The organism is Blastomonas sp. AAP25, assembly GCF_001295965.1.
Taxonomy (GTDB): Bacteria; Pseudomonadota; Alphaproteobacteria; order Sphingomonadales; family Sphingomonadaceae; genus Blastomonas; species Blastomonas fulva.
The window spans coordinates 1-25,957 of the sequence record NZ_LJHP01000032.1 but is presented as its reverse complement, the minus strand read 5'-3'; the positions used below and the strand labels follow the sequence as shown (position 1 = coordinate 25,957).

The 25,957-nt window shown below is 66.2% G+C and carries 20 protein-coding genes; 11 read left to right on the top strand and 9 right to left on the bottom strand.

Translation table 11 applies throughout. The features are described from left to right. Nucleotides 1-244 precede the first annotated feature (244 nt). A complete protein-coding gene (locus IP68_RS17060; RefSeq protein ID WP_054136221.1) occupies nucleotides 245-1,408 on the bottom strand; it encodes a glycosyltransferase family 4 protein in 1,164 nt (387 codons plus the stop codon). A gap of 20 nt (nucleotides 1,409-1,428) precedes the next feature. Further along, the gene (locus IP68_RS17055; RefSeq protein WP_054136220.1) at nucleotides 1,429-2,331 is read right to left on the bottom strand and encodes an alpha/beta fold hydrolase; all 903 of its coding nucleotides are present in this window, start codon (nucleotides 2,329-2,331) and stop codon (nucleotides 1,429-1,431) included. Between the two features lie 37 nt (nucleotides 2,332-2,368). Between IP68_RS17055 and IP68_RS17050 the strand changes: the two genes are divergently transcribed. Further along, complete coding sequence (locus IP68_RS17050) at nucleotides 2,369-3,769, top strand: protein adenylyltransferase SelO family protein (protein WP_054136245.1); 1,401 nt, start codon at nucleotides 2,369-2,371, stop codon at nucleotides 3,767-3,769. A 161-nt stretch (nucleotides 3,770-3,930) separates the two neighbouring features. Here IP68_RS17050 and IP68_RS17045 read toward each other — a convergent pair whose 3' ends face one another. The 4 genes from IP68_RS17045 to IP68_RS17030 form a co-directional block, all read right to left on the bottom strand. After that, nucleotides 3,931-5,187: a DUF445 domain-containing protein gene (locus tag IP68_RS17045; protein ID WP_054136219.1), complete on the bottom strand. Its 1,257-nt coding sequence runs from the start codon at nucleotides 5,185-5,187 to the stop codon at nucleotides 3,931-3,933. Between the two features lie 16 nt (nucleotides 5,188-5,203). Then, nucleotides 5,204-8,386 carry an efflux RND transporter permease subunit gene (locus tag IP68_RS17040; RefSeq protein ID WP_054136218.1) on the bottom strand — a complete coding sequence of 1,061 codons (3,183 nt, stop codon included), beginning with the start codon at nucleotides 8,384-8,386 and terminating at the stop codon, nucleotides 5,204-5,206. Between the two features lie 188 nt (nucleotides 8,387-8,574). Further along, nucleotides 8,575-9,798 (bottom strand): efflux RND transporter periplasmic adaptor subunit, encoded by a 1,224-nt coding sequence (locus tag IP68_RS17035; RefSeq protein ID WP_054136217.1) that lies wholly within the window; start codon nucleotides 9,796-9,798, stop codon nucleotides 8,575-8,577. A gap of 328 nt (nucleotides 9,799-10,126) precedes the next feature. Then, nucleotides 10,127-10,396, bottom strand: coding sequence for a GlsB/YeaQ/YmgE family stress response membrane protein (locus IP68_RS17030; RefSeq protein ID WP_054136216.1), 270 nt, complete (start codon nucleotides 10,394-10,396; stop codon nucleotides 10,127-10,129). A gap of 282 nt (nucleotides 10,397-10,678) precedes the next feature. On the opposite strand from IP68_RS17030, the gene IP68_RS17025 reads away from it, so the two are divergent. Together IP68_RS17025 and IP68_RS17020 are read left to right on the top strand one after the other, a co-directional pair. Beyond that, nucleotides 10,679-11,011 carry a DUF6481 family protein gene (locus IP68_RS17025; RefSeq protein ID WP_054136215.1) on the top strand — a complete coding sequence of 111 codons (333 nt, stop codon included), beginning with the start codon at nucleotides 10,679-10,681 and terminating at the stop codon, nucleotides 11,009-11,011. Between the two features lie 15 nt (nucleotides 11,012-11,026). After that, entirely contained in the window at nucleotides 11,027-11,704 is a 678-nt protein-coding gene (locus tag IP68_RS17020; protein ID WP_054136214.1) for a spermidine synthase, read from the top strand. Nucleotides 11,705-11,818: 114 nt separating this feature from the next. Here IP68_RS17020 and IP68_RS17015 read toward each other — a convergent pair whose 3' ends face one another. Continuing rightward, nucleotides 11,819-13,063 (bottom strand): Coenzyme F420 hydrogenase/dehydrogenase, beta subunit C-terminal domain, encoded by a 1,245-nt coding sequence (locus tag IP68_RS17015; RefSeq protein WP_054136213.1) that lies wholly within the window; start codon nucleotides 13,061-13,063, stop codon nucleotides 11,819-11,821. 137 nt (nucleotides 13,064-13,200) lie between these two features. Here IP68_RS17015 and IP68_RS17010 point away from each other — a divergent pair, with 137 nt between their 5' ends. Genes IP68_RS17010 through IP68_RS16995 form a run of 4 tightly spaced genes read left to right on the top strand, consistent with a single transcriptional unit; the run spans nucleotide 13,201 to nucleotide 17,506 of the window. Continuing rightward, nucleotides 13,201-13,536, top strand: a complete 336-nt coding sequence (locus IP68_RS17010; RefSeq protein WP_054136244.1) for an STAS domain-containing protein — start codon at nucleotides 13,201-13,203, stop codon at nucleotides 13,534-13,536. Between the two features lie 57 nt (nucleotides 13,537-13,593). Further along, nucleotides 13,594-14,568: an MBL fold metallo-hydrolase gene (locus IP68_RS17005; RefSeq protein ID WP_054136212.1), complete on the top strand. Its 975-nt coding sequence runs from the start codon at nucleotides 13,594-13,596 to the stop codon at nucleotides 14,566-14,568. Next, nucleotides 14,543-16,612, top strand: coding sequence for a CHASE2 domain-containing protein (locus tag IP68_RS17000; protein ID WP_054136211.1), 2,070 nt, complete (start codon nucleotides 14,543-14,545; stop codon nucleotides 16,610-16,612). The genes IP68_RS17005 and IP68_RS17000 overlap by 26 nt, the downstream gene beginning before the upstream one ends. Before the next feature lie 21 nt (nucleotides 16,613-16,633). Beyond that, entirely contained in the window at nucleotides 16,634-17,506 is an 873-nt protein-coding gene (locus tag IP68_RS16995; protein ID WP_054136210.1) for a CoA ester lyase, read from the top strand. Nucleotides 17,507-17,510: 4 nt separating this feature from the next. Here the strand turns inward: IP68_RS16995 and IP68_RS16990 are convergent, their stop codons facing one another. Further along, the gene (locus IP68_RS16990; protein WP_082382465.1) at nucleotides 17,511-17,675 is read right to left on the bottom strand and encodes a DUF2256 domain-containing protein; all 165 of its coding nucleotides are present in this window, start codon (nucleotides 17,673-17,675) and stop codon (nucleotides 17,511-17,513) included. A gap of 102 nt (nucleotides 17,676-17,777) precedes the next feature. On the opposite strand from IP68_RS16990, the gene IP68_RS16985 reads away from it, so the two are divergent. Both IP68_RS16985 and IP68_RS16980 read left to right on the top strand, forming a co-directional pair. Continuing rightward, nucleotides 17,778-19,403, top strand: coding sequence for an amidase (locus IP68_RS16985; RefSeq protein ID WP_054136208.1), 1,626 nt, complete (start codon nucleotides 17,778-17,780; stop codon nucleotides 19,401-19,403). After that, a complete protein-coding gene (locus tag IP68_RS16980) occupies nucleotides 19,400-20,041 on the top strand; it encodes an AAA family ATPase (protein ID WP_054136207.1) in 642 nt (213 codons plus the stop codon). The genes IP68_RS16985 and IP68_RS16980 overlap by 4 nt, the downstream gene beginning before the upstream one ends. On the opposite strand, the gene IP68_RS16975 is transcribed toward IP68_RS16980, so the two are convergent. Further along, on the bottom strand, nucleotides 20,038-21,549 hold the full coding sequence (locus IP68_RS16975; protein ID WP_054136206.1) for an alkaline phosphatase: 1,512 nt from the start codon (nucleotides 21,547-21,549) through the stop codon (nucleotides 20,038-20,040). The two genes, IP68_RS16980 and IP68_RS16975, sit on opposite strands and share 4 nt — an antisense overlap. Nucleotides 21,550-21,703: 154 nt before the next feature. On the opposite strand from IP68_RS16975, the gene ppc reads away from it, so the two are divergent. Then, on the top strand, nucleotides 21,704-24,406 hold the full coding sequence (ppc, locus tag IP68_RS16970) for a phosphoenolpyruvate carboxylase (RefSeq protein WP_054136205.1): 2,703 nt from the start codon (nucleotides 21,704-21,706) through the stop codon (nucleotides 24,404-24,406). Nucleotides 24,407-24,536: 130 nt separating this feature from the next. Continuing rightward, nucleotides 24,537-25,957: UxaA family hydrolase (locus tag IP68_RS16965; RefSeq protein WP_054136243.1), on the top strand; the 1,421-nt coding region annotated here is incomplete at its 3' end.

The following is a 25,957-nucleotide window of genomic DNA, read 5'->3' as shown; positions in this document are numbered from 1 at the left end:
GCAAATCCAACAAGGGTTTGGCCCTTGCCCTCATGTCCTCCTCCCCTCTTCCGTCATTCCCGCGAAGGCGGGAATCCCGCTGTTGCGCCGACGTTCGAGCAGAAGCGGGGGCCCCGCCTTCGCGGGGGTGACGGGGATGTTAGGCTGGCGTGGGTGCGGGGCCTTCGACAGGCTCAGGCTGAGCGGATGAAGGGGCGCGGGGCTTTGGCTCAGGCTGAGCGGGGGTGGGTGCGGGAGCGCCCCCTCACCGCCCGAACTCGGGCCTTCCCATCGCGCGGCCGTAGAGCGAGGCGTAGCGTTCGATCATCTTGCGCTCGTCGAACTCGGCCTCGGCCTTCGCCCGGTTGGCAGCGCCCAGCGCGGCGCGCAGCGCGGGGTCGCTGGCGAGGCGCTGCAGGTTGTCGATCAGCCCCGCCTCGCTGCCGGGCTCTCCCAGCAGGATCGCGTTGTCGGGCGCGACCATGTGCGCGACATCGCCCACCATCGGCGCTGCCACCGGCAGGCCCGCCGCCATCGCCTCCATCACCGAGATCGGCTGCTGCTCGCTGTCCGATGACAGAGCGAAGATATCGAACAGCCCGATATAGCGCGCGGGGTTCTTGAGGAAGCCCGGCATCAGCAGCCGGTCGGTGAGGCCAACGCGCGCGGCCTCGGCCTCGATCGCCGCGCGCTCGGGCCCCTCACCCACGATCACCAGCCGCACCGGCATGTCGAGCGCGGCGACCGCGCGAACCAGCCGCGGCAGGTTCTTGACCGCGCGAAGGCCTGCAAGCGTGCCGATCACGATCTCGCCATCACGCCGCTGGAAGCCGGGCAGCGATCCGCGCTGCGGCCGCTTGGCATAGGCGGCGATATCGATGCCGTTGGCGATCCGCCGCACCCTGCTGTCGGGCTGCTTCCATACGTCGTAGGCGATCTGCTCGAGCGTGTGCGAGGGCACCACCAGAGCCTCGGTGCGCGCCAGCGCGACAATGCGGAACCAGTTGCGCTTGCGCTTGAGCCGAACCGCCTCGTCCTCGTTGAACCCGTCCTCGTGATGGATCACCGGCGGCAGCGGCGTGGTGCCGGCAAAGATGGTGCGCGCCATCACGCCATCCATCGCGCCCCAGTTGTAGCTGCAGATCAGGTCGAACTGCTTGAAATACTCGACGAACACCCGGTAGCGCGCGATGCTGGGCTTGCCCGCCAGCGAGGGCGCATCGGTCGGGAAATCGGCGCGGATGCCCGGCGCGATCGCGGCGCGCGCGCCCAGCGCCCCGGGCACCGCGGTCAGGATGGTGTGGTGCGCCGCGCCGCCGAAATAATTCATCAGCCGAACCGCGCGCGCCTCCTTGCCGCCCAGATCGAACGTGCTGTGCAGGTGCAGGATGCGCGCCGGGTTGAACGTGGGCTTGATGGGAGGCTTCATAAGCGCGGGGCTATAACCGCTCAGGCCTGGGTCGCAAGCGCCATGGCATCGACCTCGCCGAGCAATGTGCCGATCGCCGCTGCGACCTCGGGCTCCTCGAGCGAGGGCGCATGGCCCTTGTTCGCGACCGTGAGCAGACGGCCCTGCGGCAGCACGCCCAGCATCCGCTGCGCGGTATCCACGCTGAACAGATCGGACATCGCGCCGCGCACGATCAGCACCGGCACCGGGGCGAGCCCCGCCAGCGTCGGCCACAGATCGACCCCCGCCTCGCCGCCGGGCACCGCAAAGGGCTCGGCGATCTTCATGTCGTAATCATAGACGATGCGCCCGCCCGGCCCGACCTTCATCGCCTTCTTGGCCATGTCCAGCCAGTCGCTGACGCTGTTGCCCGGAAACACCGCGCCCTGCACTTCGGACAGCGCACGCGCCGCGTGCATCCATGTGGGGAACGAGCGCCCCTGGCCGACATAATCGCGGATCCGCGCCAGCCCTGCCGGCTCGATCTGCGGGCCGACATCGTTGAGCAGCGCGCCGACCACGCGCCCGGGCCGGGTCGAGGCGAGCAGCATGGTGATGAGGCCACCCAGCGAGGTGCCGATCGAAACGAAGCGCTCGATCTTCTGCTCCTGCAGCAGCGCCTCCATGTCCTGCACATAGGTCAGCGGCACATAGCTCATCGGGTCCTTGGCATAAGCGCTGTCGCCGCGGCCGCGCAGATCGACGCAGATCACCCGCCAGTCGCCAGCCAGCTTTGCTGCGACCTGCTCGAAATCGCGCGCGTTGCGGGTGAGCCCGGGGATGCAGATCACCGGCGGGCGGTGCGCGTTTTCCGGTCGTGCGGGATAGTCGCGAAAATGCAGCCGCAAGCCGTCGTTCGACCACCAGAAACCGTCGCTATAGGGTATATCGGGCTTGGTCATGGTTGCGCGGGCTCCGTTTGAACCCCACTATCGCTGGATGACATCAGAACCGCAAGCCGCTTCCACCCGCGCCGATCCGGCGATCCTTTCCATAGCCGATGCCATCGCCCATCCGGTCAAGGCGGCGGATTTCCCGCAGACGCTGCTGCGCTTCCGCAACGACCGGCATGCCGCGACGGTGGGGCTGGACGGGCTCGACGATGCGGCCTGGGCGCGGCACTTCGGGCGGTTCGAACCCCTGCCCGGCAACCTGCCGCAGCCGCTGGCGCTCGCCTATCACGGCCACCAGTTCCGCAATTATAACCCGCAGATCGGCGACGGGCGCGGGTTCCTGTTCGCGCAGGTCCGCGATGATGCCGGGCGGTTGCTCGACCTGGGGACCAAGGGATCGGGGCAGACCCCGTTCAGCCGCGATGGCGACGGGCGGCTGACGCTCAAGGGGGCGGTGCGCGAGATCCTGGCGACCGAGATGCTCGAGGCTTTGGGGGTACACACCTCCAAGACCTTCTCGGTGATCGAGACCGGCGAGGAACTGTGGCGCGGCGACGAGCCCTCGCCCACCCGCTCGGCGGTGCTGGTGCGGTTGAGCCACAGCCATATCCGCTTCGGCACCTTCCAGCGGATCGCGTACGAGGACGATGCCGACAAGATGCGGCGCGTCGTGCGCTATGCGCTCGATACGCTCTACGATGGCCGCACCGGCGACAATGACGCGGCGCTGCTGCTGACCCTTGCAGTCGAGCGGATGGCCGATCTGGCGGCGAGCTACATGGTCGCAGGCTTCGTCCACGGCGTGCTCAACACCGACAACATGAACATTACCGGCGAAAGCTTCGATTATGGCCCCTGGCGGTTCGCGCCGACCTGGCAGCCCGGCTTCACCGCGGCCTATTTCGACCATTCGGGGCTCTATGCCTTTGCCCGCCAGCCCGAGGCGATCCACTGGAACCTCGGCCAGCACGCGGTCGCGCTGCGGCTGATCAGCGAGGCCCCGCCGCTGATCGCCGCGCTCGAACGCTTCGGGCCGCTCTACCAGCAGGCGCTGGTGCGGCGCTTTTGCTGGCGGCTGGGGGTCGCGAGCCAGGGGGTCGAGGCCGACCGCCATCTGGTCGCCGCCGCCGAGGCAGTGATGATGCAGGGCGGCGTCAGCATCGACGCGTTCTTCTTCGCGTGGATGGGCGATGCAACGCCCGAATGCCCGGCGGAACTGCTCGGCACCGAGGGCGAGGCACTGTGGGCGGCATTCGGCGCGGTCAAGGCGGGTTATGCGCCGGTGCGGGCTCGGACCCACACCTATTGGCAGGGTGCGGCGCCGCAATCGATGCTCATCGACGAGGTCGAGAGCATCTGGGCCGCCATCGCCGAGCGCGACCACTGGGGGCCGCTGTTTGCCAAGGTCGATGCGGTCAGGGCGATGGGGGATGCGCTGAAGGGCTGAAAATCTTCTCCGGCCCTACTAAAGAGCGCAGCCGCTCTTCAACCGTCATCCTGATCTTGTTTCAGGACCCATCGTGCCCCAACAACCGAAGCCGCGTGGGGAGAAATGGGCCCTGAAACAAGTTCAGGGTGACGGACAATACAAGCGGACCTTGTTCTACGCTAACCCAACCACACCATCGCAGCGTGGATCGTCAGCCCCACCAGCCCGCCGACCAGAGTGCCGTTGATGCGGATGAACTGGAGGTCCTTGCCCACTGCAGTCTCGACCCGGTCGGTGATCGTGCGCGCATCCCAGCGGTGCACGGTTTCGGACACCAGCCGGACGATCTGGTCGCCATAGCGGTTGGAAATGCCCACCAAGGTGCGCCGGGCGAAGCGGTTGATCTGCATCTGCATGCGCGCATCGGTCTGCAGCGCCTCGCCGATCTGGCGCAGGCCGTCGCCGAACTGGCCCGAGAGCGCGTGATCGGGGTTGCGCGCGGCGCGGATCAGCGCGGTGCGGCTGCGCTCCCAAAGCCCGTCGAGCCAGCGCGCCATCGCCGGGTTGGCCAGCATCTCGGTCTTGATGTCGGCGACCTTGCCCTGCATTTCGGGATCGTTGAGCAGCCGGTACGCCATCGTCTCCAACCCCTCTTCGACCTTGTGGCGCAGCGGGTGATTGGTGTCCTCGGCCATGTCGAACAGCAGATTGTGCAGCCCGTCGACGATGCCGGTGGCGAGCCGTTCGTCGAGCCCGGTCCAGCGCATGATCGAATTGGCGCGCGCACGCACCATGTCTCGCAGCAATTCCTCATTGGCGAACAGCGTGCGCTGGGTCCATTTGATGATGCCGTCCATCAGCGGCAGGTGCCGGTTGTCGGCGATCGCCGCGCTCAGGATCTGGCCGAGCAGCGGCGCGACGTCGAGCTTGTCGAGCTGGACCCTCAGCGCCTCCTTGGCGTTGCCGCCGAGCCGGTCCTGATCGAGCGATTCGAGCACGTCGGCGATCATGTTCGATGCGCCCAGCCGCAGCCGTCCCTCGCCGCCGGTGGGCTGGACGAGGAACCGCCCGGCAGCGCCCGCAACATTCATGCTGCGCATCCGCCGCGCGACCACCAGAGGCGTCAGGAAATTGCTGCGCAGAAACTGCGCCATGGTGTCGCCGATGCGGTCCTTGTTGCGCGGGATGATCGCGGTGTGCGGGATTGGCAGGCCGAGCGGATGGCGGAACAGCGCGGTGACCGCAAACCAGTCGGCAAGCCCGCCGACCATCGCCGCCTCGGCAAAGGCACGGACATAGCCCCAGCGCGCATCGACATGCCCTTCGGCCCAGTGGGTGGCGAGGAACACGCCTGCCATCACCACGAGCATACCGGTGGCGATGGCGCGGATGCGCCATGCCGGGTCAGCGCTTCTTGGCAAGACGCTGGCTGTCATGACCGACGCCCGCCGCTCACTCCGCAGGCTGAATCCCGTGCGGGCGACCACCCGCCATCAGCGCCTCGTCATCGGCGTTGTCGCCGGGCTTGTAGGTGAGGAACTTGGTGCGCAGCCACGGTCCCACGCGCTTTTCGACGCCATCGGCCAGGCTGAAGCCCGCAGGCACGATGATCAGGGTCAGCAGCGTAGAGACGATCAACCCGCCGATCACCACAATGCCCATCGGCGCGCGCCAGGCCCCGTCGCCCGAAAGCGACAAGGCGGTGGGCACCATCCCTGCGGTCATCGCCACCGTGGTCATCACGATCGGCTGCGCACGCTTGTGCCCGGCCTCGAGGATCGCCTCGAGCTTGGGCACCCCGCGCTGCATTTCCTCGATGGCAAAGTCGATAAGCAGGATCGAGTTCTTGGACACGATCCCCAGCAGCATCAGCACCCCGATCAACACCGGCATCGAAAGCGGTTGGCCAAGCACCCAGATCAGGAAGATCCCGCCCAGAGGCGCGAGCGCCAGCGAGCCCATATTGACCAAGGGCGACATCAGCCGCTTGTAGAGCAGCACCAGCACCGCGAACACCAGCAGCACACCCGAGACCAGCGCAATCACGAAGTTGATCGCAAGCTCTGCCTGCCATTCCTGTTCGCCAAAGGGCTTGTTGCCCACGCCCGTCGGCAGGTTCTTCATGATCGGCAGGTTGTTGATCGCAGTCATCGCCTCACCGGTGACCACGCCCGGCGCCAGATCCACCCCGATGAACACGCGGCGTTCCTGGTTGTAGCGCTGGATGGTGGTCGGGCCGGAGCCGAACGAGATGTCCGCCACACGGCTGAGCGGCACCGAGCCGCCCGCTGCGGTCTGCACCGGCAGGTTCTGGATGGTGTTGAAATCGTTGCGCGATTCCTTGGGCAGCACGACTCGGATCTGGATCTGGCGATCAGACAGCGAGAATTTCGCCGCGTTCTGCTCGATCTCGCCCAAAGTCGCGATACGGATCGCCTGGCTGAGCGCGGCCGTCGTTATACCCAGCTGCGCGGCGAGGTCAGCGCGCGGCTTGATGATGATTTCCGGACGGCGCATGTCTGCGTTGACGCGCGGGCCGGTGACCTGCTTGAGCCCCTTCATCTGCTCGACCAGCGTGCCAGCCGTGGCGTAAAGCTGATCGGGATTGGAGCCGGTCAGCATGACCGAAATGTCGCGGTTGGTGCCGCCGCCGCCCGATTGCGAGGCGAAGGTCACCCGGGCATCGGGGATGCTTTGCAGCGTCTTGGCGAGATTGCGCTCGAACTCGATCGAGGTCTTCTCGCGCTCCTTCTTCAGCGTCACGAAGATGGTGCCATTGCCTTCGCGGATGCGGATCAGCGCGAGTTCCACCTCGGGCTGCTGGTACATGATCGCGGCCACCTTGTCGGCGACGACCTCGGTCTGCTCGAGCGTGGTGCCCGGAACCATCTCGATCTGGATGCGGCTGTTGTCCTCGTCGGTCGTCGGCTGGAACTGCGCCGGGGTGCTGGCGAACAGCACGATGGTGATGAGGAATGCCAGCAGGCCAACCCCCATCATCCACATCCGGTGGTCCAGGAACATCGAGACGAGCTTGCGGCCGAAGCTGGGCTTTTCGCCGCGAAAGGCCTGCGCGCGGCTCTTATCGAGCGACCAGTCGAGCAGCCGCATATAGCGGTCCATCAGCTTGCCTTCGCCATGCGCGGCGTGGCCCTTGGCCTCCAGGAAATAAGCCGCGACCATCGGCGTGATCATGCGTGCGACGGCAAGGCTCATCAGCACCGAGACGACGACGGTGATGCCGAAGTTCTTGAAGAACTGGCCCGAAATTCCGGGCATCAGGCCCACCGGCAGGAACACCGCGACGATGCAGAACGAGGTCGCGACCACTGCCAGGCCGATCTCGTCGGCAGCATCGATCGACGCCTGATAGGCCGATTTGCCCATGCGCATATGCCGGACGATATTCTCGATCTCCACGATCGCGTCATCGACCAGCACGCCTGCCACCAGCCCCAACGCCAGCAGCGAGAGGAAGTTGAGGTTGAAGCCCAGCAGATCCATGAACCAGAAGGTCGGGATCGCCGACAACGGAATCGCGATCGCCGAGATAATCGTCGCGCGCCAGTCGCGCAGGAAGAAGAACACCACGACCACCGCGAGCACCGCGCCCTCGATCATCGATGCGATAGAACTTTCATACTGGCCCTTGGTGTAATCGACGCTCGAGCCCAGCCGGATGAACCGCACCCCGGGGTTCTGCGCCTTGAGTTCGTCCATCGCCTTGACCGCCTCGTCATAGACGGTGACATCGGAAGCGCCCTTGGACCGAGTCATCGCGAAGTTGACGACCTCCTTGTTGCGCACCTTGCTGATCGAGGTCGGCTCGCCAAAGCCGTCGGTTACGGTGGCGACATCGGTCAGCTTGATCGTGCGGCCGCCGCCCAGCGGCACCTGCATCTGCGACAGCTCGAACGCGGTATCGGCATTGCCCAGCACGCGCAGCGACTGCTTGGTGCCGCCGACATCGGCGCGGCCGCCTGCGGCATCGACGTTGATCTGACGCAACGCATTGTTGACGACGCTCGCGGTCACGCCCAGGGCCTGCATCCGCGCGGGATCGAGCACCACCCGGATTTCGCGGTCGACCCCGCCGAAACGGTCGACCTCAGCCATGCCGTCGATCGCCAGCAGCCGCTTGGTCACGGTGTCATCGACGAACCAGCTGAGCTGCTCGATGGTCATGTCATCGGCTTCGACCGCGAAATAGGCGATCGGCTCGCCGGTGGCATCCACCTTGGTCACCGAAGGCTCGAGAATGCCTTCGGGCAGGCTGCCGCGAATCTGGTCGACCGAATTCTTGACCTCGTTCACCGCCTCGATGGTGTCGGTGCCGATCTCGAACTCGACAAAGGTGCTCGAGTTGCCTTCACTCGCGGTCGAGCTGATGTTCTTGACGCCGTTGATCGAGCGCACCGCAGCTTCGATGCGCTGGGTGATCTGGTTCTCGATCTCGGTGGGCGCAGCACCGGGCTGCGAGATGCTGATCTGGACTGCAGGGAAATCGATGTCGGGCTGGTTGACGACATCCATCCGCATGAAGCTGAGGATGCCCGCGAACAGCAGGCCCGTGAAAAAGACGAGCGGGATGATGGGGTTGCGGATCGACCAGGCCGATATGTTCCGGAAGTTCATCGCTTAATCCTCAACCCGCCGGAAATCCGGCCTGCTTTCAGTTACGTCGTGTCAATACGGCCAGATGCACGGGCCATGCAAGCAATGCCGTCCCAAGACCGACCAACTGCAGAGCCTGCTCGACCAACGCCTGTCGCGGTTCGACGACCGTCAATGGCACGGGGTGCAAACGCCTCCGGCCCTGCCGATCAACCGGCCTTGGCGCCCTGCATCTGCGGCCGCACCGTCTCGCCGGGGTTCAGGAACCCGCCAGCGTAGAGCACGACGCGCTCCTTGCCGGTAATTCCCGAAGCGATGGCGATGCCGCGCGGGGTCACCGTTCCGGTGGTCACGTTGCGCCGCTCGACCTTGTTGTCCTTGCCCACGACATAGACATAGCTGCCCTTGTCGTCGCTGAGCACCGCTGATTCGGGCAGCACCGGCGATTGCGACGATCCGCTGATCACCGCTGCGCTGGCAAAACCGCCAGGGCGAAGCGCCTTGTCATAGCCAAGCGCGATCCGCGCGATACCCTGGCGCGAGGTTTCGTTGATGACGGGTGCGAGCTGCCAGACCTGGCCGGTAAAGGTACGGCCGGCACCCACCGGGCGCACCTCGGCGCGGACGCCAACGCTCAGATTGGCCAGATCGGCTTCGCTCATCTGCGCGCGCAGTTCCATCTCGCCGCGTGCGGCCATGCGGAACAGGACACCGGTGCCTGCGCCGACCACCTGGCCGGGCTCGACATTGCGCTCGAGCACCAGGCCCGATTCGGGGGCACGGATGTTGAGACGGCCGTTGCGCGCCTGCGCCTCGCGCAGCTGCGCACGGGCGATCTCGACGCGCGCGTTGGCCGCATCACGGGTCGCGCGGCGGCGGTCGACATCCGCCTTGGAAATGAACCCGCGATCGACCAGCTGCAGCGCGCGGTCGAGTTCGTTCTGCGCCAGCACCGCATCGGCCTGGTTGACCTGGATCTGGGCGGCGAGCGAGCGTGCCTGCTGGGTCTGGACGTCCTGGTCGATGATCGCCAGGACCTGGCCGGTCTTCACCCAGTCGCCGGGCTGGACCAGCACACGGATGACCTGGCCGCCCTCGCCCGCGATGCCAATCGGCATTTCGCGGCGCGCGGCGAGCGTGCCGGTCGCGTTGATCACGCGCTCGACCGAGCCGGAGCCGGGAACAATCACGGTGACGGCGGGCGCCTGCGAGTCGGTGCCGCCAGCACCTGCCTGCGCGCCTTCACCGGCCGCTGCATCCTTGTCGCCGCCAAAGAAATAGACGCCTGCGGCAATCAGCAGCGCGATGGCGATGACCACACCGATGATGGTATTGCGGCGCTTCTTCTTCGCTTCCAGATCCACGTCGGATCCGTAAAGATCTTCGCTGCGCGCGGTGATGGCATCCCCGCCAAAGCTGCTCTCGTAATTCATTGCCAGATCCGTCCAAACCTCGCCTCCCGGCCGGATGCAGACAGCGCGTCCCCGCATCTGCGAGGACCGGACTGACCTTGGCCGGTGGCGTTGATCCCGAACTGCCGCTTCGACGGCCGCCCAGGTTGCATAGCAGTGTGTTATCCAATTAAGTCACCGCGTGCAAGCCATAATGCGGCGCACGCGGGCTGCTCCTTATGACGTGACAGCGACCATGGCAATTGTCGTGGCACAGCGGACACAACAGAAAGGGAGCAGAAGGCCTGTCCGCCCTCTGCTCCCTGTCCTCCCGTCAGTTCTCGACAGTAATTGTCGAGCCGGAATGCTGTTACCGAGCGCGACCGCGCTGGACCAGGTTCACGATCGCCAGCAGAATGACTGCGCCGATGAACGCGGTGAGCAGCGTCAGCGGGTCGAACGCGCCATTGCGCAGGCCGCGACCGCCCAGCAGACCTGCAAGCAGGAAGTGACCCAGCACCGAACCCACACAGCCGACGACGACATTCCAGAAAATGCCCATCTGCGCGTCGCGGTTCATAACCTTGCTTGCGAGCCAGCCCATGATGCCGCCCATGATCAATGCCAGAATCAAACCCATTTCAATCTCCCGTGTGTCAAACGATGCCAGCGATCGGGCATCTTGGGGTGGATTACGGCAGAGCGACGAAGTGGTTCCAAGGCGCGATGGGTTATTGCCACATCGCTATTCTTTCGGCGCGCCGGGCAGCCGCAACTGATCGGCAAGCTGCTTGATTCTTTGCGTTCTGCAGGTGGCTGGACTAAGGCCGGGCGATCAACGATCCGCGCAGATGGTCTGCGCGGCATATCGGGTCGTTCGTGCACGGCACCTTCCCGAACCAGAATGAAGAATTGAGATATCATGGCAGGCTACAAGGATCCGGGCTTTCAGGAACGTCAGGCACTCGCGCAAAAAGCGCGTCAGGCTGCGCTCGACAAGCTGAAAGCCAAGCCTGCGCCCGATCCTGAAGTTGTTGCGCAGCGCCTGGCCGCGCAGGCCGCCAAGGAAGCCGCGCAAGCCGCCAAGCGCGCCGAAAAGCTCGCCGAACGCGAGCAGGCCAAGCTTGATGCCGAAGCCAGGATCGCCGCTGCCGAAGCCGAAGCCGAAAACGCGGCGCTGCAGGAAGTCGAGACCGAGGCGGAAAAGAAGCTCAAGCGCGACGCACGTTATGCCGCGCGCAAGAAGCGCAAATAGCCTCAGGCTCTACCGATGATCCCGCGCGAACTCCTCGCCACCGCTGACGTCCCCGGCGGCGGCGATTCCTTGCGGCTGATCCGCCGGGGCGCCGAATTCTCGATCATGCTTGGCGCCAACGAGCTCATGAACAGCCGGTTGAGCGGCTCCGAAGAGGCGCTCGCGACGCTTGCACAGGCCCGGCTGGCGGGTGTGGCAAAGCCGCGTGTGCTGATCGGCGGGCTCGGCATGGGCTTCACCCTGCGCGCGGCGCTGACCGCTTTCGGCCCGCAGGCGGCGATCAGCGTGGCGGAGCTGGTCCCCGAGATCGTCGACTGGGCCCGCGGCCCGATGGCGCACCTGCACAAGGGCACGCTGGACAGCGCGCAGGTTCAGGTCTGCGTGACCGATGTCGGCGCGCTGATCCGCAAGGGCCCTGCGCAATATGACGCGATCCTGCTCGATGTCGACAACGGCCCCGACGGCCTGTCGCGCGAAGGCAACGACGCGCTCTACACGCTGGCGGGCCTGGCCGAGGCGCGCGCTGCGCTTCGCCCCGGCGGGGTGCTCGCGGTGTGGTCGAGCGGCCCCGACCCGCGGTTTACTTCGAGGCTGCGCAAGGCGGGCTTCGATGCGTCAGAAGAAACCGTTCGCGCGACCAAGTCAGGCCGCGGCGCACGCCACACCGTCTGGATCGCGGTTCGTCGCGACTGATCACAGCGCCGCCCAACCCCGTCATTCCCGCGAACGCGCGAATCCTGCTTGGGCGCGACGACAGCGAGGAAGCGGGCCCCCCGCGTTCGCGGGGGTGACGATCATTCTATAGCGTCAGGTGTCACTTTGCTCGCGCCGTTCCCCGGGCTCCGGCTCGATCCCATAAGGCTTGACCAGCGCCCAGACGTGATCGGGAATCATCGTCTTCATCTTGGGCCGAGCCGCGCGGCGCAGGTGGAGCACGGTCTCGACCGCCTTCATCTCGAGCCTGGCGCGCGCAAACTCGGTGCCGCGCGGGCCTACCCGTGGCATCAGCCAGCCGAAGACCTTGCGCAGCATCTTGGGCATTCGCCGCAGCGGCAGCCCGCCTGCCGCAAGCTCGGTGTTGGTCAGAAACCCCTTGACCGGACCTGCCCTTTTGCCAGCGCTGGTGAGTTTGGCCGTGCGCAGTTCGTCGCCCAGCAGGCGCACCAGCTCCTCGCCGCGTTCGTTGCGCACCAGCAGCCACTGCTTGCCGCGCCCCGCCATATAGCCGACCGTGATGTCGGCGAGCACATTGGTATAGTCGACACAGGTGCGGCAAGTGAGCGGGAAGAAATCGCCCGGCAGATCCGATATCGGCAGCTGCAGGAACGGAATTTCACGGGTTGCCCCATCGTCGAAGCGCAATTCGACGTGATAATCGGCGCGGAACTCCAGATAGCTGATCGTCTCTGGCCGGTCGGAGAGCAGCCCCAGGAACGTGTGGAAATTCTCGGTGGTGGTGTTGTCCGAACATGGCGTGCCGATGACGTAGATCCGCTCGAACCCCAATTCCGCCTCGAGCGCGCGCAATGCGTGGATCTGGCACGCAATCCCCACCACCGCGATCCGCCTGTGCCCCGCCGCGCGCGCCGGCTCGAGCAAAGCGAGCAGCGGCGCATAGCCCATCCGCATGCCGCGCACCTCTGCCATGTCCTCAGCCCGGGTGACCAGCATCGGCAGCGGCCGCCAGCGATCGTCCGGATGCGGGCCGACCGCGAGCACCGCATCGACCGCGCCGGTTTCGAGCAGACGCGCGCCGATTCGCGTGGTGATCCCCGTCCATTGCGCGCCGGGCGAAGACGGCACCAGCTCTGCCTGCACCATGCGGCGATAGGGGCCGAAGAACAGCTCGTCCCCCTTGGCAGCGTCGCGCGCGCGGCCATGCACCTGGCGTTCTAGCTTCGGGTAATCGGGCTGGATGAACTGACACGCCCGCCCGCACGCTTTGGGGTCGCTGGTGCGCGATATTCCGCAATCGGTGCACAGGCTGCGCGGGGCCGCGGGGGCGAAATCCACCGTCGTGATATGCGGGTTGGTCGGTCGGGAAGTGTCCATCGAGATTGACACTAGCCGGTGCAGAGCCGGACGGCAAATTGTCCCGTTTCGCATCGACGCCTCGGCTACGTTCAGGGCAACTTCCCACGAGGTTAATTTGTCGCTACGCTTTGTGCGACATGCGAAAGGCAGAAGACATGCAGTGGTCCAGCACCGAGCGGCAGGGATGCATCGTCGCGAGCCCGGATGGCCGGGTCGACGAGGCAACAGCGCAGGCTTTCACCGATCATCTGGCGAGCAGCGTCAGCCTCGCCGCCGAGTCGCCCGGTCGCAAGCTGATCGTCGATTTTGCCGGCCTGGACTATATGTCGTCGCGCGGTCTGCGCGCGCTGACGCTGGCCAAGCGCCAGGCGGACACCGCAGGCGTCGCAATGGCGCTGGCGCGGCCCAACACGGTGATGCGCGAAATCCTGGCGATCAGCCGGTACGACAAGCTGTTTGCCGTCACCGATACGATCGAGGATGCTCTATAGGCCGAACCGCCAGCGGGGGGCCGCACCGGCGGAATTGTGAACTTGAGGGGGGTTTGGATGCTGGTCCGGTTCTGGGGAACGCGCGGGTCTCTGCCTGTCGCCGCAACCGCGTCGATCGTGCAGGAAAAGGTGGCCAGCGCGCTGCTCGCGGCATCGGGCCGCAGCTTTGCCGATCTCGACGAAGCACGCGCCTTCACCCGCAACGAGCTCGACTTCGCCACCGGCGGCACCTTTGGCGGCGCTACCACCTGTGTCGAGATCGAGGCGGGCGATGCAGCGGCGGGCGACCCCTATATCATCTGCGACATGGGCAGCGGTCTGCGCGGCTTCGGGCTCGATGCCATGCGCCGATGCGCGGGGGGGCATGCGCGGGTCTATCATTTCTTCATGTCGCATCTGCACTGGGACCATATCATGGGCTTCCCGTTCTTCGTGCCAGCATTCGACCCCAATGCGCATATCATCATCCATTCGGGCCATGACGATGCCGAGACGGCGCTGCGGCGCCAGCAGGAGGAAATCTCCTTCCCCGTGGCGTTCGACTGGCTGCGCGCGAAGATCGAGTTCCGCACGCTCAAGCCCGGCGAGGTCTATCAGATCGGCGCTGTGCAGGTGGAACTGATGGAGCAGCATCATTCGCACAGCAGCTTTGGCTATCGCTTCACCGATGCCGCCGGAAAGGTCGCGGTGTTCAGCACCGACAGCGAGCACAAGATGGAGAAGATGCACGGCGAAGCCGATGTCGAGGCGTTCTTCGGCAACGCCGACCTGGTGATCTGCGACACGATGTACTCGCTCGCCGACAGCGTCTCGATGAAGGAGGACTGGGGTCATTCCAGCAACATCGTCGCGATCGACCTGTGCCACGGCGCGCGCGCCAAGCGGCTGGCACTGTTTCACCACGAACCGGTCTATTCGGATGCAGACATCGCGCGGATGCATCGCGAAAGCATCCGTTACGAGGAACTGACCCGCGAGCATGCTCCGCTGGAGGTGCTGTGCGCCTATGACGGCCTTGAAGTCGCCCTCTAGCGCGGCCGCGCTCCCTTCGCGCACCTTGTGGCTGGCGGCGCTGGCGGGCTTTGCCGCCGCAGCCCTGCTCAGCATCGCGCTCAGCCCGCGCGAACAGAACACCGTGTTCGATGGCTGGCAATGGCTGTCGCCGCGCGACCTGTCGCAAAGCGATGTGCGCGTGGTGGCGATCGGCGATGAAAGCCTCGAGGTCATCGGCAGCTGGCCCTGGCCGCGCAGGGTGTTCGCGACGCTGACGCAGCGGCTGGCCGAGGGCGGCGCCAGCGCGATCGGCTATGACATCATCTTTGCCGAGCCCGATGCGGTCAGCCCCAGCCGCTTTTCCAGGCTCTATCCCCCCGACAGCCCCGCGACCGAGGCCTGGCTGAGCCGGCTGGGCAGCATGGACGACGAGTTTGCCGATGCGATCAGCACCGCGCCTGTGGTTCTGGGCCGCGCTGGGGTGAGCCTGGGCGGGGCAAACCCTGCCGATCTCACCCAATGGGCGACCATCACCGGAAAGCCGCCTGCCGCCCTGCCCCGCTATCCGCTGGTGCAGCGCAATCTCGATACGCTCGAACAGCGCGCACCGGGCTTCGGGCTGCTCAACGGCAAGCCCGACAGCGATGGCCGGGTGCGCGGCGTGCCGCTGGTGCAGCGTACCGGCGAGGCGCTGGTGCCCGGCCTGGCGATCGAGCTCGCAAGAGTGGCGCTCGAGCAGCAGACCGGCACCGATCCGCAGATCACCCTCACCCCGGGCTCAGTGCAGATTGGCGACCGGACGATCCCGATCGACGAGTCCGGGCGGATGCGGCTGCATTTTGCCGAGATACCGCAAGATCATGTCTATTCGGCGATCGAGATCCTGTCCGAGGATTTCGACCTCGACCAGCTGCGCGGCAAGACCGTGATCGTCTCGCTGACCGCGGAGGGGTCGCCGGACATCGTCGCGACGCCTTTGGGCTCGGAGATGTTCGGCGTGCTGGTACAGGCGCAGGCGGCCGACGCGATCCGGCGGGGCGGCTGGCTGGTGCGGCCGGTGTGGAGCCAGGCGGCGGAATGGATCAGCGGCGCGCTGCTGGCGATCATCCTGCTGCTCGCCGCACGCCAGACCCGCGGGCGGATGACCTGGGGCGTGCTCGCTGCCGCGCTGGTCGTGCTGCCGCTGGCGAGCTGGCTGCTGTTCCGCTTTGCCGACACGCTGTTCGATCCGGTACGCCCGTTGTTGCTGGGCAGCGGCGCGGCACTTGCGGTGTTCGGCGCGCTGTTCAGCGAGGCCCGGCGCGAGCGCGCGGTGCTGCGCGATGCGCAGAACCGCACCGAGGGCGAGCTCGACGCCGCGCGCGCGATCCAGCTGGGCATGCTGCCCGATCGCACCGCACTGGCCAGGCTCGATCCGCGCATTGATATCGCCGCGCAGCTCGAAGCCGCCAAGTCGGTGGGCGGCGATTTCTACGACATCATCGCGCTGGATGCCGACCGGGTGATGATCCTGATCGCCGATGTCACCGGCAAGGGGGTTCCCGCCGCCTTGTTCATGGCGCTGTCCAAAGCCCTTTCGCGCAGCGTGATGCTGCGCAGCCCGGGCGACCTTGCCGATACCGCCGCGATGCTCAACACCGAGCTGATGCGCGACAGCGGCGATGCGCTGGGGCTCACCATGCTGCTGTGCCTGATCGATCTGGCGACGGGCCGGGTCGAGATGGTCAATGCAGGGCACGACAATCCGCTGCGGATCACCACCTCTGGCGAGGTGATCGAGGAGGCACTGGAAGGCGGCCCGCCCTTCTGCATCATGGACTATCCCTGGCCCGCCGAGCATCTCACCCTGCTGCCCGGCGAGGCTCTGGTGCTGATCACCGATGGCGTGACCGAGGCGCAGAACCGCGACGAGCAGCTGTTCGGCACTCAGCGGACCCGTGACGCGCTAATCGCCGACCAGTCGAGCGCGGCGGCGATGGTCGCGACCATGTGCGACGCGGTGCGCGCCTTCGAACAGGGCACCGACCCCAGCGACGATCTCACCGTGGTTGCCTTCCGCTATCTGGGTGCTAATCCGGCCTGACCTTCAGCCAGGACAACCGCCATGACCGACACCGTCCGCCCGCGGCGCAGCGCGCTGTACATGCCCGCCTCCAACCCCCGCGCGCTTGCCAAGGCGCGCAGCCTGCCCGCCGATATGATCATCCTCGACCTGGAGGATGCGGTCTCCCCCGAGGCCAAGGTGGACGCGCGAGACGCCGCGATCGCGGCAGCGGCGGAAGGCGGTTTCGGCAACCGTGAGCTCGCTATCCGCATCAACGCGCTGGATACCCCCTGGGGCAAGGACGACCTCGCCGCCGTCGCGCACGCCCAGATCGACGCGGTGCTCATTCCCAAAGTGTATCGCCCGACCGACATCACCGCATGCAACGCCGCGCTCGCCGATGCGCCGTCGCGGCTGCAACTGTGGGCGATGATCGAGACCTGCGCGGTCGTGCCGCACCTCGATGCACTTGCGGCCTTGTCGGCGGGAACACGGCTGTCGCTGTTTGTGATGGGGGTCAACGATCTCGCCAAGGAAATGCGCGCGAAGCTGACGCCCGAGCGCACGCCATTCCTGCCGATCCTGACGCTGGCGGTCGCGGCGGCGCGTGCGCACAACGTCGCGATCCTCGACGGGGTGTGCAACGAGTTCCGCGATCTGGATGTCTTCTCCGCCGAGGCTGATCAGGGGCTGCTGTTCGGCTTCGACGGCAAGACGCTGATCCATCCCGACCAGATCGGCCCGTGCAACGCGGTGTTCTCGCCGAGCGCAGACGAACTGGCGCGCGCGCAGGCGGTGATTGCGGCGTTCGATCTGCCCGAGAATGCGGGCAAGGGCGCGATAAGGGTCGATGGCCGGATGGTCGAACTGCTGCACCTCGAGCAGGCGCGGCAGACGGTCGCGATCGCACGGCAGATCGCCGCGCAGGGCTGAGCGTTCAGCCCGCGCGGTTCTTGGCGCGCAAGTCCCCCTTGCAGCGTTCCGAGCAGGTCTTCACATTGTCCCAGTCGCGCGCCCATTTCTTGCGCCAGGCAAACGGCCGCCCGCACGCCGCGCAGATCTTTTCGGGCAGGTTGGACTTGGTGTAGCGTTTCTCGGGCATGGCGCAGAATATGGTCGCTGGCGGGCGGCCCGGCCAGAGGACGCACAACAAATCGCCTGCGCCCATCTTGCCGGACGGAAACGCCGCGCTATCGTGGGCGTCATGCGAACCCTTGCCCTGGCGCTTGCCGCCCTCACCCCTACCCTCCTTTGCCCCATCCCTGCATCCGCCGAAGCAATGCTTCCGCCGGTGCAACGGGTGGGTGGATTGGTGGAAGAAAAGTCGATTGTCGAACTCTCCGCGATGCTGGCCACTGGGACGGCAACCAGCGAGCAGCTAGTCCAATCCTATTTCGATCGCATTCAGGCTGTGGACTGGATCGGCCTTCAGCTCAACAGCGTCATCGCAATCATGCCCGGCGCGATCGAGGAAGCGCGCCTGCGCGATGCCGAACGCAAGGCTGGAACCTTGCGCGGTCCTCTCCACGGCATCCCGATCCTGATCAAGGACAATATCGAGGCGAAGGGCCCGGTCCCCACCACCGCCGGATCGACCGCGCTGCTCGCCAATGTCACCGAGCGCGATGCGCCGCTGGTGGCTCGGTTGCGCGCGGCAGGTGCGATCATCCTTGGCAAGACCAACCTGTCGCAATGGGCCAACATCCGTTCGGACAATTCGGTCAGCGGCTGGTCGAGCGTCGGCGGGCTGGTGAAGAACCCCTATGCGCTCGATCGCAACAGCTGTGGCTCGTCCTCGGGCAGTGGTGCTGCGGCAGCGGCAAGCCTGGCGGCGGCGACGATCGGCACCGAGACCGACGGGTCTATTATCTGCCCCTCGTCGATCAACGGGCTGGTCGGGTTCAAGCCGACGCTGGGCCTCGTCTCGCGCACGCACGTCATCCCGATCAGCCACAGCCAGGATACCGCTGGGCCGATGGCGCGCAGCGTCACCGATGCCGCGCTGGTGCTGACCGCGCTGGCGGGAAGCGATCCGGCTGACCCGGCCACGGCGCAAGCCGATGCGCGCAAGACCGATTATGCCGCCGGACTGTCCCCCGGCTATCTGCAGGGCGTGCGCATCGGGGTGCTCAAGGATCGCACCGGCAGCAACGCCCGGGTTCAGGCGGTGTTTGCAGGCGCGCTCGACTGGTTCGCCGCCGCAGGCGCCGAACTGGTCGAGATCGAGGACAGCCGCACCGGGCTCGATGGCCTTGGCGAGGCCGAGCTCAAGGTGCTGATGGCCGAGCTCAAAGCGGATCTCAACGCGTACCTTGCCAGCACCCCCACCACGGTCAAAGCGCGCACGCTTAAGGACATCATCGCCTACAACGCCGCAAACGCGGTGATCGAGCTCGCCTGGTTCGACCAGGGGCTGTTCGATCTGGCCGAGAGCCAGAAGGGTCTCGACGATCCCGAATATCGCGAGGCGTTGGCCAAGGCGAAGCGGCTGGCGGGCGCGGAGGGCATCGACAAGCTCCTGAAAACGCATGACGTGCGCTTCCTCATCGGCCCCAGCAACGCGCCCGCCTGGGTGAGCGATCTTGTCAACGGCGATCACAGCAGCGGCCCCAGCCAGAGCCAGCTGCCCGCCGTCGCCGGCTATCCGCACATCACCGTGCCGATGGGCTATGTCGCAGGACTGCCCGTCGGCCTGTCGATCATCGGCGGCCAGTGGCAGGACCATGATGTCATCAAGGCGGGCTATGCCTTCGAACAGGCAAGCAAGGCCCGCGTCGCACCGAGCTATTCCCAGCGCGCAGATGCGGTGGCGGATCCGATCGCTAAATGATCCTGACATTGGAAGGCGCTCCCGCAACCGGCAAATCCTTCCTTGCCAATGCGCTCGTCGCGAAAGGTGCGACCCGGATTGCCGAAGTCAACGAGCTCTGGCGCAGACCGAACGAAGAAGCGCCGACCTGGTATCTGCGCCGTCAACTTGATCGCTATGCCATAGCGCGTGCCGCGCAGACTGCCGACGCCGTGCTTGATGGCGACTGCCTCCAGCCGATCTGGTTCGGTTGGCTGTATCCGGATCGCGTCGGCCAAAACTGGCGATATGCGGTGCGTTTTTTCCGGGACAACGTAGCCTCTTGGGGCCTGCCTGACCAGTTTGTGCTTTTGCACGTTCCGGAAGCCGTCCGCGTGCAAAGGGAACGCGCCCGATCACTGCAAAGCGGTCGCAGCGCGGCCAGAGCGCAGGAAAAGGCCGACAAATATGCAACCATGGCGCAGAATCTGGCGCTATGGTTCGAAGCAATGAATTCGGCTTTTCCGGGACTGGTATCCGTGCTCGATTGCCGTCTTGCACCGGCTGAAGATTTCCCGTTTGCGCAGGCCGCGCTTACGGCTCCCTGCCATCGTGCATTTCTGGATTGGGCCGAAGACTGGCTTGCCAACCATCAGCCGGTCGGATCGCCCGGCATTTAAAAACCCAGGATATGCTTCGCGATGTGATAGATGCTGTGCTGTTCCAGCGTGCCGTGGAAAAGGTGCGCGCTGGGACCGGCGGCTTTCAGCACCACATCCTCCCCGCCATGCGTTTCGCCCGAGGTCGGCACGGTGGCCTGCTGTTGATAGTTCAGCGCCTCGGTGTCCTCCTGCGAAGGATCGTTGCGCGGGCCATCGACCTTGGCGCCGGGGCCATTGGCGTAACCCAGCGTGGTGTAAGGCTTGCCATCCTTGGCGTTGACCGGCTCGCCATCCTCGGTGACGCTAGCAAGCCCGAAGATCGAGGTGCCGCGCGGCGGATAGCCCGCGATGGTGAAGACATGGCTGTGATCGGCGGTGACCAGCACCAATGTGTCCTCGAGATCGACCATCTCGAGCGCCCTGGCGATCGCCGCCTCGAACGCGACGGTATCATCGAGCGCGCGGTGGGCGTTGCCGCCGTGATGCGCGTGGTCGATGCGGCCGCCCTCGATCATCAGCACATAGCCCTTGTCCGCAGAGCCCAGCCGGGTGATCGCCAGCGCGGTCATCTCGGCCAGCGAAGGCTCGCCTGCCTTGTCGCTGGCACGATCGGCCTCGAACTGCATGTGGCTGGGCTCGAACAGGCCCAGCACCGGCGCATCGCCGTTGGCATCAAGCGCGCCGAACTGCGCTGCGTTCCAGATGTACTGGCCCTTGGGATGCTTCTTCTTCCACTCCGCCACCAGGTTGCGACCATCGGTGCGGTTGCCCTTCTTTTCGGCGTATTCCGGATCGCTCTGGTCCTTGGGGTAGAATGCCGTGCGCCCACCGCCCAGCACCAGCTTGAGCTGGCTTGACTGCGACCATTCGACCAGCTGGCGCGCGATGTCGTGACACGTTGCGCCTGCGGGCAGTTCGCTGTTGCTTTCCCAGTTGCGGTCGACGCTGTGCGCATAAGCGGAAGCGGGCGTGGCGTGGGTGATCCGCGCGGTTGAGATCAGCCCCAGCTGCTTGCCCGCAGCGCCTGCCTGCTCGAACAGCGTCGGCACGTCCTGCCCGCTGGCGGTCTCGCACTTGCCGCGCTGCGCAACCGGGGTAACCGAGAGCATGCCTGAACGGGTCTTGATGCCGGTGACGATGGCGGACGCGGTCGCCGCCGAATCGGCAACCTGGAAATCATGGCTGTAGGTCTTGATCAGCGCCGAATAGGGCATCGCGTCGATCGCGGTCTCGGTCGATTCGCCATCGCGGCCTGCCTTCTGCCCCTGCCAGATGCGCGCAGCCGTCAGCGTGCTGACCCCCATGCCATCGCCTATGAAGATGATGAGGTTCTTCGCCTTGCCCTGGTTGACCGGCGCCGCCAGCCGCGCCTCGAGCTGCGCGCGGCCCTGCGCGGCGTAATCGGCGGCGGTCTGCTCGCCGCGCTCCTTGTCGGGCGCAACCGCCTCGGGCGCGTTGTGCTGAGCGAAGCCCGGCTCAGCCCAAAGAGCGGCAAGGCACAGCAAGGCGGCAAGCGGACGGTTCATCAAAAGCACTCCTTCAAAGGCCCGGCTGCTCTGTCATGATCGGGTGACAAATTCGAGACATTTGACCGATGCGGCCCGCTCTACGATTGCAATCGATTGCAGATGAGGCACGCACACCCTTGACCCAGGGATTTTTGCAGCGCAGCATTGGGCCATGGCAGACATAGACACCACCCCGCCCGCCCCCATCAGCCAGAACCCCGATATCCGCTATCTTGGCCGGATCTTGGGCGACGTCATCCGCGCCTATGGCGGCGAGAAGCTGTTCCGCCAGACCGAATACATCCGCTCGGCCAGCGTCGACCGGCACCGCGGCGTTGCCGGCGCCGATGGCATCGACACCGGTCTCGATTCGCTCAATCTCGACGACACGCTCGCCTTTGTGCGCGGATTCATGCTGTTTTCTATGCTCGCCAATCTCGCCGAGGACCGGCAGGGCGTGGCGCAGGAGACCGGTGCAACCGTGGCAGAAGCGGTCGAGCGGCTGCGCGAACATGGCATCGGCGATGCCGCGATCACCGACCTGCTCGAGCACAGCCTGATCGTTCCGGTGCTCACCGCGCACCCCACCGAAGTGCGGCGCAAGTCGATGATCGACCACAAGAACCGCGTTGCCGATCTGATGAAGATGAAGGATGCGGGGCTCAACCACACCCCCAGCGGCGACCGGATCGACGAGGCGCTGCACCGCCAGATCGCTCTGCTGTGGCAGACCCGTCCGCTGCGCCGCGACCGGCTGTTCGTCGCCGACGAGGTGGAGAATGCCCGCGCCTACATGCAGGACGTGTTCCTCCCCGCGCTGCCGATGCTCTATGCCCGCTGGGAGCGCGTGCTGGGCCACCGCCCGCCCGCGTTCCTGCGGCTGGGCAGCTGGATCGGCGGCGACCGCGACGGCAACCCGTTCGTCACTGCCGATGCGCTGCGCCATGCGCTGGGGCGGCAGTGCGAGACGGCGCTGGTGCATTATCTCGACGGCGTCCACGCGCTCGGCCAGGACCTTTCGATCGCCACCGGGCTTTCGAACACCCCCGATGCGGTGCTGGCGCTGGCGGAAGCCAGCGGCGACACCTCGCCCAGCCGCGCCGACGAACCTTATCGCCGCGCGCTTGCAGGAATCTATGCGCGGCTGTGCGCCACGCATATCCACCTCACCGGCAAACATCCGCCGCGCCCCTCGATGCTCTCGGGCGAGGCCTATGCCAGCCCCGCCGAGCTGCGGCACGATCTGGCGGTGCTCGCCAACGGGCTTGCCAGCGATGGAGCGGGAATCCTGGCGAGTGGCGGCGCGCTGGGACGGCTGATCCGCGCGGTTGAAATCTTCGGCTTCCACCTCGCCACGCTCGACCTCAGGCAGAACAGCGACGTCCACGAGCGCGTGGTGGCAGAGCTGCTCAAGGTCGCAGGCGTGTGCGCCGATTACGCCGCGCTCGACGAGGCGGCCCGCGTCGCGTTGCTGCGCGCCGAGCTAGGCCATGGCCGCCTGCTGATCAACCGCTGGCACGATTACAGCGAGGAGACCGCCAAGGAGATCGCGATCGTCGAGGCCGCCGCCCAGGCGCATGTCGATTACGGGCCCCAGGCGATCACCGCGTACAACATCAGCAAGGCCGAAAGCGTGTCAGACATGCTCGAGGTCAACCTGCTGCTCAAGGAGGCTGGACTCTACCGCCCCGGCGGCGATGCCGGGGCCGCCCCGCAGGCTGCTATCATGGCGGTGCCCTTGTTCGAGACGATCGGCGATCTCGAAGCCGCACCGCAGGTGATGCGCGCTTATTTCGCGCTTCCCGAAATCGCAGGCCTGGTGAAGGCGCGCGGCTATCAGGAGGTGATGGTCGGCTATTCGGATAGCAACAAGGACGGCGGCTATCTCACCTCGACCTGGAGCCTCAACCACGCCAGTCGCGCACTCGCCAAGGTGTTCGTCGACACCGGGATCGCGATGCAATTGTTCCACGGCCGCGGGGGTGCTGTCGGGCGCGGCGGCGGATCGAGCTTTGCCGCGATCCGCGCGCAGCCCAAGGGGACGGTGCAGGGCCGCATCCGCATCACCGAACAGGGCGAGGTCATCGCCGCGAAATACGGCACGGTCGAAAGCGCGGAGCTCAACCTCGAGGCTATCACCTCGGCCGCCCTGATCGCGACGCTCGACCATGATGATCTGAGCGAAGCCGATGAGGCGCGCTTTGCCGCCGCGATGGACATGATCTCGCGCGATGCCTTCCGCAGCTATCGCGAGCTTGTCTACGGCACCGAGGGGTTCAACCAGTTCTTCCGCGCCGCCACCCCGATCACCGAGATCGCCGGGCTCAAGATCGGCTCGCGTCCGGCAAGCCGCTCCAAGAGCCAGCGGATCGAGGATCTTCGCGCTATACCCTGGGTGTTCAGCTGGGCGCAGGCGCGAATCATGCTGCCGGGCTGGTATGGCGTCGGCCAGGCGCTGCAGGGGCATGCCGACAAGGGCCTGCTCACCGCGATGGCGCAGGGATGGCCATTCTTCCAGGCGCTACTCGGCAATATGGAGATGGTGCTGGCCAAGTCCGACATGGGGATTGCGCGCCATTATGCCGGACTGGTCCCCGACGAAAAGCTGCGCGAGCAGGTCTTCGGTTCGATCACATCGGGCTGGAACGCAGCGCACGACAATCTGCTGAGCATCACCGGTCAGTCGCGACTGCTCGCGGACAATCCTGCGCTCGATGCCTCGATCCGGCTGCGGCTGCCCTATATCGAGCCGCTCAACCTGCTGCAGATAGAGCTGATCAAGCGTCACCGCGCGGGCGAGGCCGACGAGCGCATTCCCGAGGGCATCCAGCTGTCGATCAACGCAATCGCCACCGCGCTGCGCAACAGCGGCTGAAGGCTCGCGCGGGTCTGCGCCAAGGGGCTCGCAATAATGGACGGCTTGCGCCAGACTGGCGCGAAGACCGACCCATTGGATTGAGGGAAGTCCGCTTGCATCGTTCTGTCGCCTCTGGCATTCGGGTTAGATGATAACGCTATCATCACTCCATATCCATGCCGCTGACGGGGTGGGCGTGGCCTTGCGCGATCTCGCCGCGGGCGAGCCCGCGCTGGGCATCACGACGGGCGCCGCCATTCCGCGCGGTCACAAGTTCGCGCTGCGTGCGCACCGCGCGGGCGAGGTTGTCACCAAATATGGCCAGCCCATCGGCGTTGCGACCTCCGCCATCGCACCGGGCGATCATGTCCACAGCCACAATCTGATCACCGCGCTGGATGGAGAGATCGCCTATATGCCCGGCGCCTCGACCATCGCTGGAACCCGGGCCAGCGACCCCGCGACCTGGCAGGGCTACCACCGCGCTGATGGCAGGTTTGCCACCCGCAACGAGATCTGGATCCTGCCGACGGTGGGCTGCGTGGCGGTCACCGCCGAGCAGGTCGCGCGCGATGCCGGCGCGCGCCATGCAGGCCGGGTTGACGGCATCCACGCCTTTACCCACCCGCACGGCTGCTCGCAGCTGGGCGATGACCTCGGCGGGACGCGCGCCGCGCTGGCCGGGCTCGCCGCCAACCCCAATGCGGCGGGCGTCCTGCTGCTGGGGCTGGGCTGCGAATCCAACCAGCTCGACGCGCTGATCGCCAGCGTGCCCGAAGCCGCGCGCGGCAAGGTGCGGATGCTGACATCGCAGGCGGTGGGCAACGAGCTCGACGCGGCCGCCGCGCTGATTGACGAGCTGGTCGACCAGGCGGCAGCCGCGCGTCGCGAGCCCTGCCCGGTGTCGGCGCTCACCGCCGGGCTAAAATGCGGCGGGTCCGACGGCCTGTCGGGGCTCACCGCCAACCCGCTGCTCGGCCGTTTCGCGGACCGACTCGCGGCGGCGGGCGGCACGCCTGTGCTTACCGAAATTCCCGAGATCTTCGGCGCCGAACACGCGCTGCTGTCGCGCGCCATCGACCGCCAGACATTCGAGGCAGGCGCCGCGCTGGTCAACCGCTTCAAGCGCTATTTCCTCGATCAGGGGCTGCCGGTTTCGGAAAACCCCTCGCCCGGCAACATCGCAGGCGGCATTACCACGCTGGAGGAAAAGTCGCTGGGTGCGGTGCAGAAGGCGGGACAGGCGCCGCTGGTGCATGTCGTGGATTATGGCGAGGCAGCTCCGGCGGGTGGGCTCGCGCTGCTCGAAGCACCGGGCAACGACGCGGTCTCCTCCACTGCGCTCGCAGCGGCGGGATGCACTATGGTGCTGTTCACCACCGGACGCGGCACGCCGCTCGGCTTTCCAGTCCCCACCGTCAAGATCGCCTCGAACGCCGCGCTCGCCGCCGCGAAGCCGCACTGGATCGATTTCGATGCCTCGATCGCGCTGGAAGACCCCGAAGCCGCCGACCGCCAGTTCCTCGCCACGCTGCTTGCCATCGCCAGCGGCGCGCGGACCGCTGCCGA

Bases quoted from the DNA above. Each gene is read 5' to 3' on its own strand.
- IP68_RS16990 (WP_082382465.1), bottom strand. From the start codon at position 17,675: ATGCCCGAGAAACGCTACACCAAGTCCAACCTGCCCGAAAAGATCTGC.
- IP68_RS17010 (WP_054136244.1), top strand. From the start codon at position 13,201: ATGCAGTGGTCCAGCACCGAGCGGCAGGGATGCATCGTCGCGAGCCCG.
- IP68_RS16985 (WP_054136208.1), top strand. From the start codon at position 17,778: ATGCGAACCCTTGCCCTGGCGCTTGCCGCCCTCACCCCTACCCTCCTT.
- IP68_RS17000 (WP_054136211.1), top strand. From the start codon at position 14,543: ATGACGGCCTTGAAGTCGCCCTCTAGCGCGGCCGCGCTCCCTTCGCGC.
- IP68_RS17045 (WP_054136219.1), bottom strand. From the start codon at position 5,187: ATGACAGCCAGCGTCTTGCCAAGAAGCGCTGACCCGGCATGGCGCATC.
- IP68_RS16980 (WP_054136207.1), top strand. From the start codon at position 19,400: ATGATCCTGACATTGGAAGGCGCTCCCGCAACCGGCAAATCCTTCCTT.
- ppc (WP_054136205.1), top strand. From the start codon at position 21,704: ATGGCAGACATAGACACCACCCCGCCCGCCCCCATCAGCCAGAACCCC.
- IP68_RS17005 (WP_054136212.1), top strand. From the start codon at position 13,594: ATGCTGGTCCGGTTCTGGGGAACGCGCGGGTCTCTGCCTGTCGCCGCA.
- IP68_RS17025 (WP_054136215.1), top strand. From the start codon at position 10,679: ATGGCAGGCTACAAGGATCCGGGCTTTCAGGAACGTCAGGCACTCGCG.
- IP68_RS16995 (WP_054136210.1), top strand. From the start codon at position 16,634: ATGACCGACACCGTCCGCCCGCGGCGCAGCGCGCTGTACATGCCCGCC.
- IP68_RS17040 (WP_054136218.1), bottom strand. From the start codon at position 8,386: ATGAACTTCCGGAACATATCGGCCTGGTCGATCCGCAACCCCATCATC.
- IP68_RS17030 (WP_054136216.1), bottom strand. From the start codon at position 10,396: ATGGGTTTGATTCTGGCATTGATCATGGGCGGCATCATGGGCTGGCTC.
- IP68_RS16975 (WP_054136206.1), bottom strand. From the start codon at position 21,549: ATGAACCGTCCGCTTGCCGCCTTGCTGTGCCTTGCCGCTCTTTGGGCT.
- IP68_RS17035 (WP_054136217.1), bottom strand. From the start codon at position 9,798: ATGAATTACGAGAGCAGCTTTGGCGGGGATGCCATCACCGCGCGCAGC.
- IP68_RS17055 (WP_054136220.1), bottom strand. From the start codon at position 2,331: ATGACCAAGCCCGATATACCCTATAGCGACGGTTTCTGGTGGTCGAAC.
- IP68_RS17050 (WP_054136245.1), top strand. From the start codon at position 2,369: ATGACATCAGAACCGCAAGCCGCTTCCACCCGCGCCGATCCGGCGATC.
- IP68_RS17015 (WP_054136213.1), bottom strand. From the start codon at position 13,063: ATGGACACTTCCCGACCGACCAACCCGCATATCACGACGGTGGATTTC.
- IP68_RS17020 (WP_054136214.1), top strand. From the start codon at position 11,027: ATGATCCCGCGCGAACTCCTCGCCACCGCTGACGTCCCCGGCGGCGGC.
- IP68_RS17060 (WP_054136221.1), bottom strand. From the start codon at position 1,408: ATGAAGCCTCCCATCAAGCCCACGTTCAACCCGGCGCGCATCCTGCAC.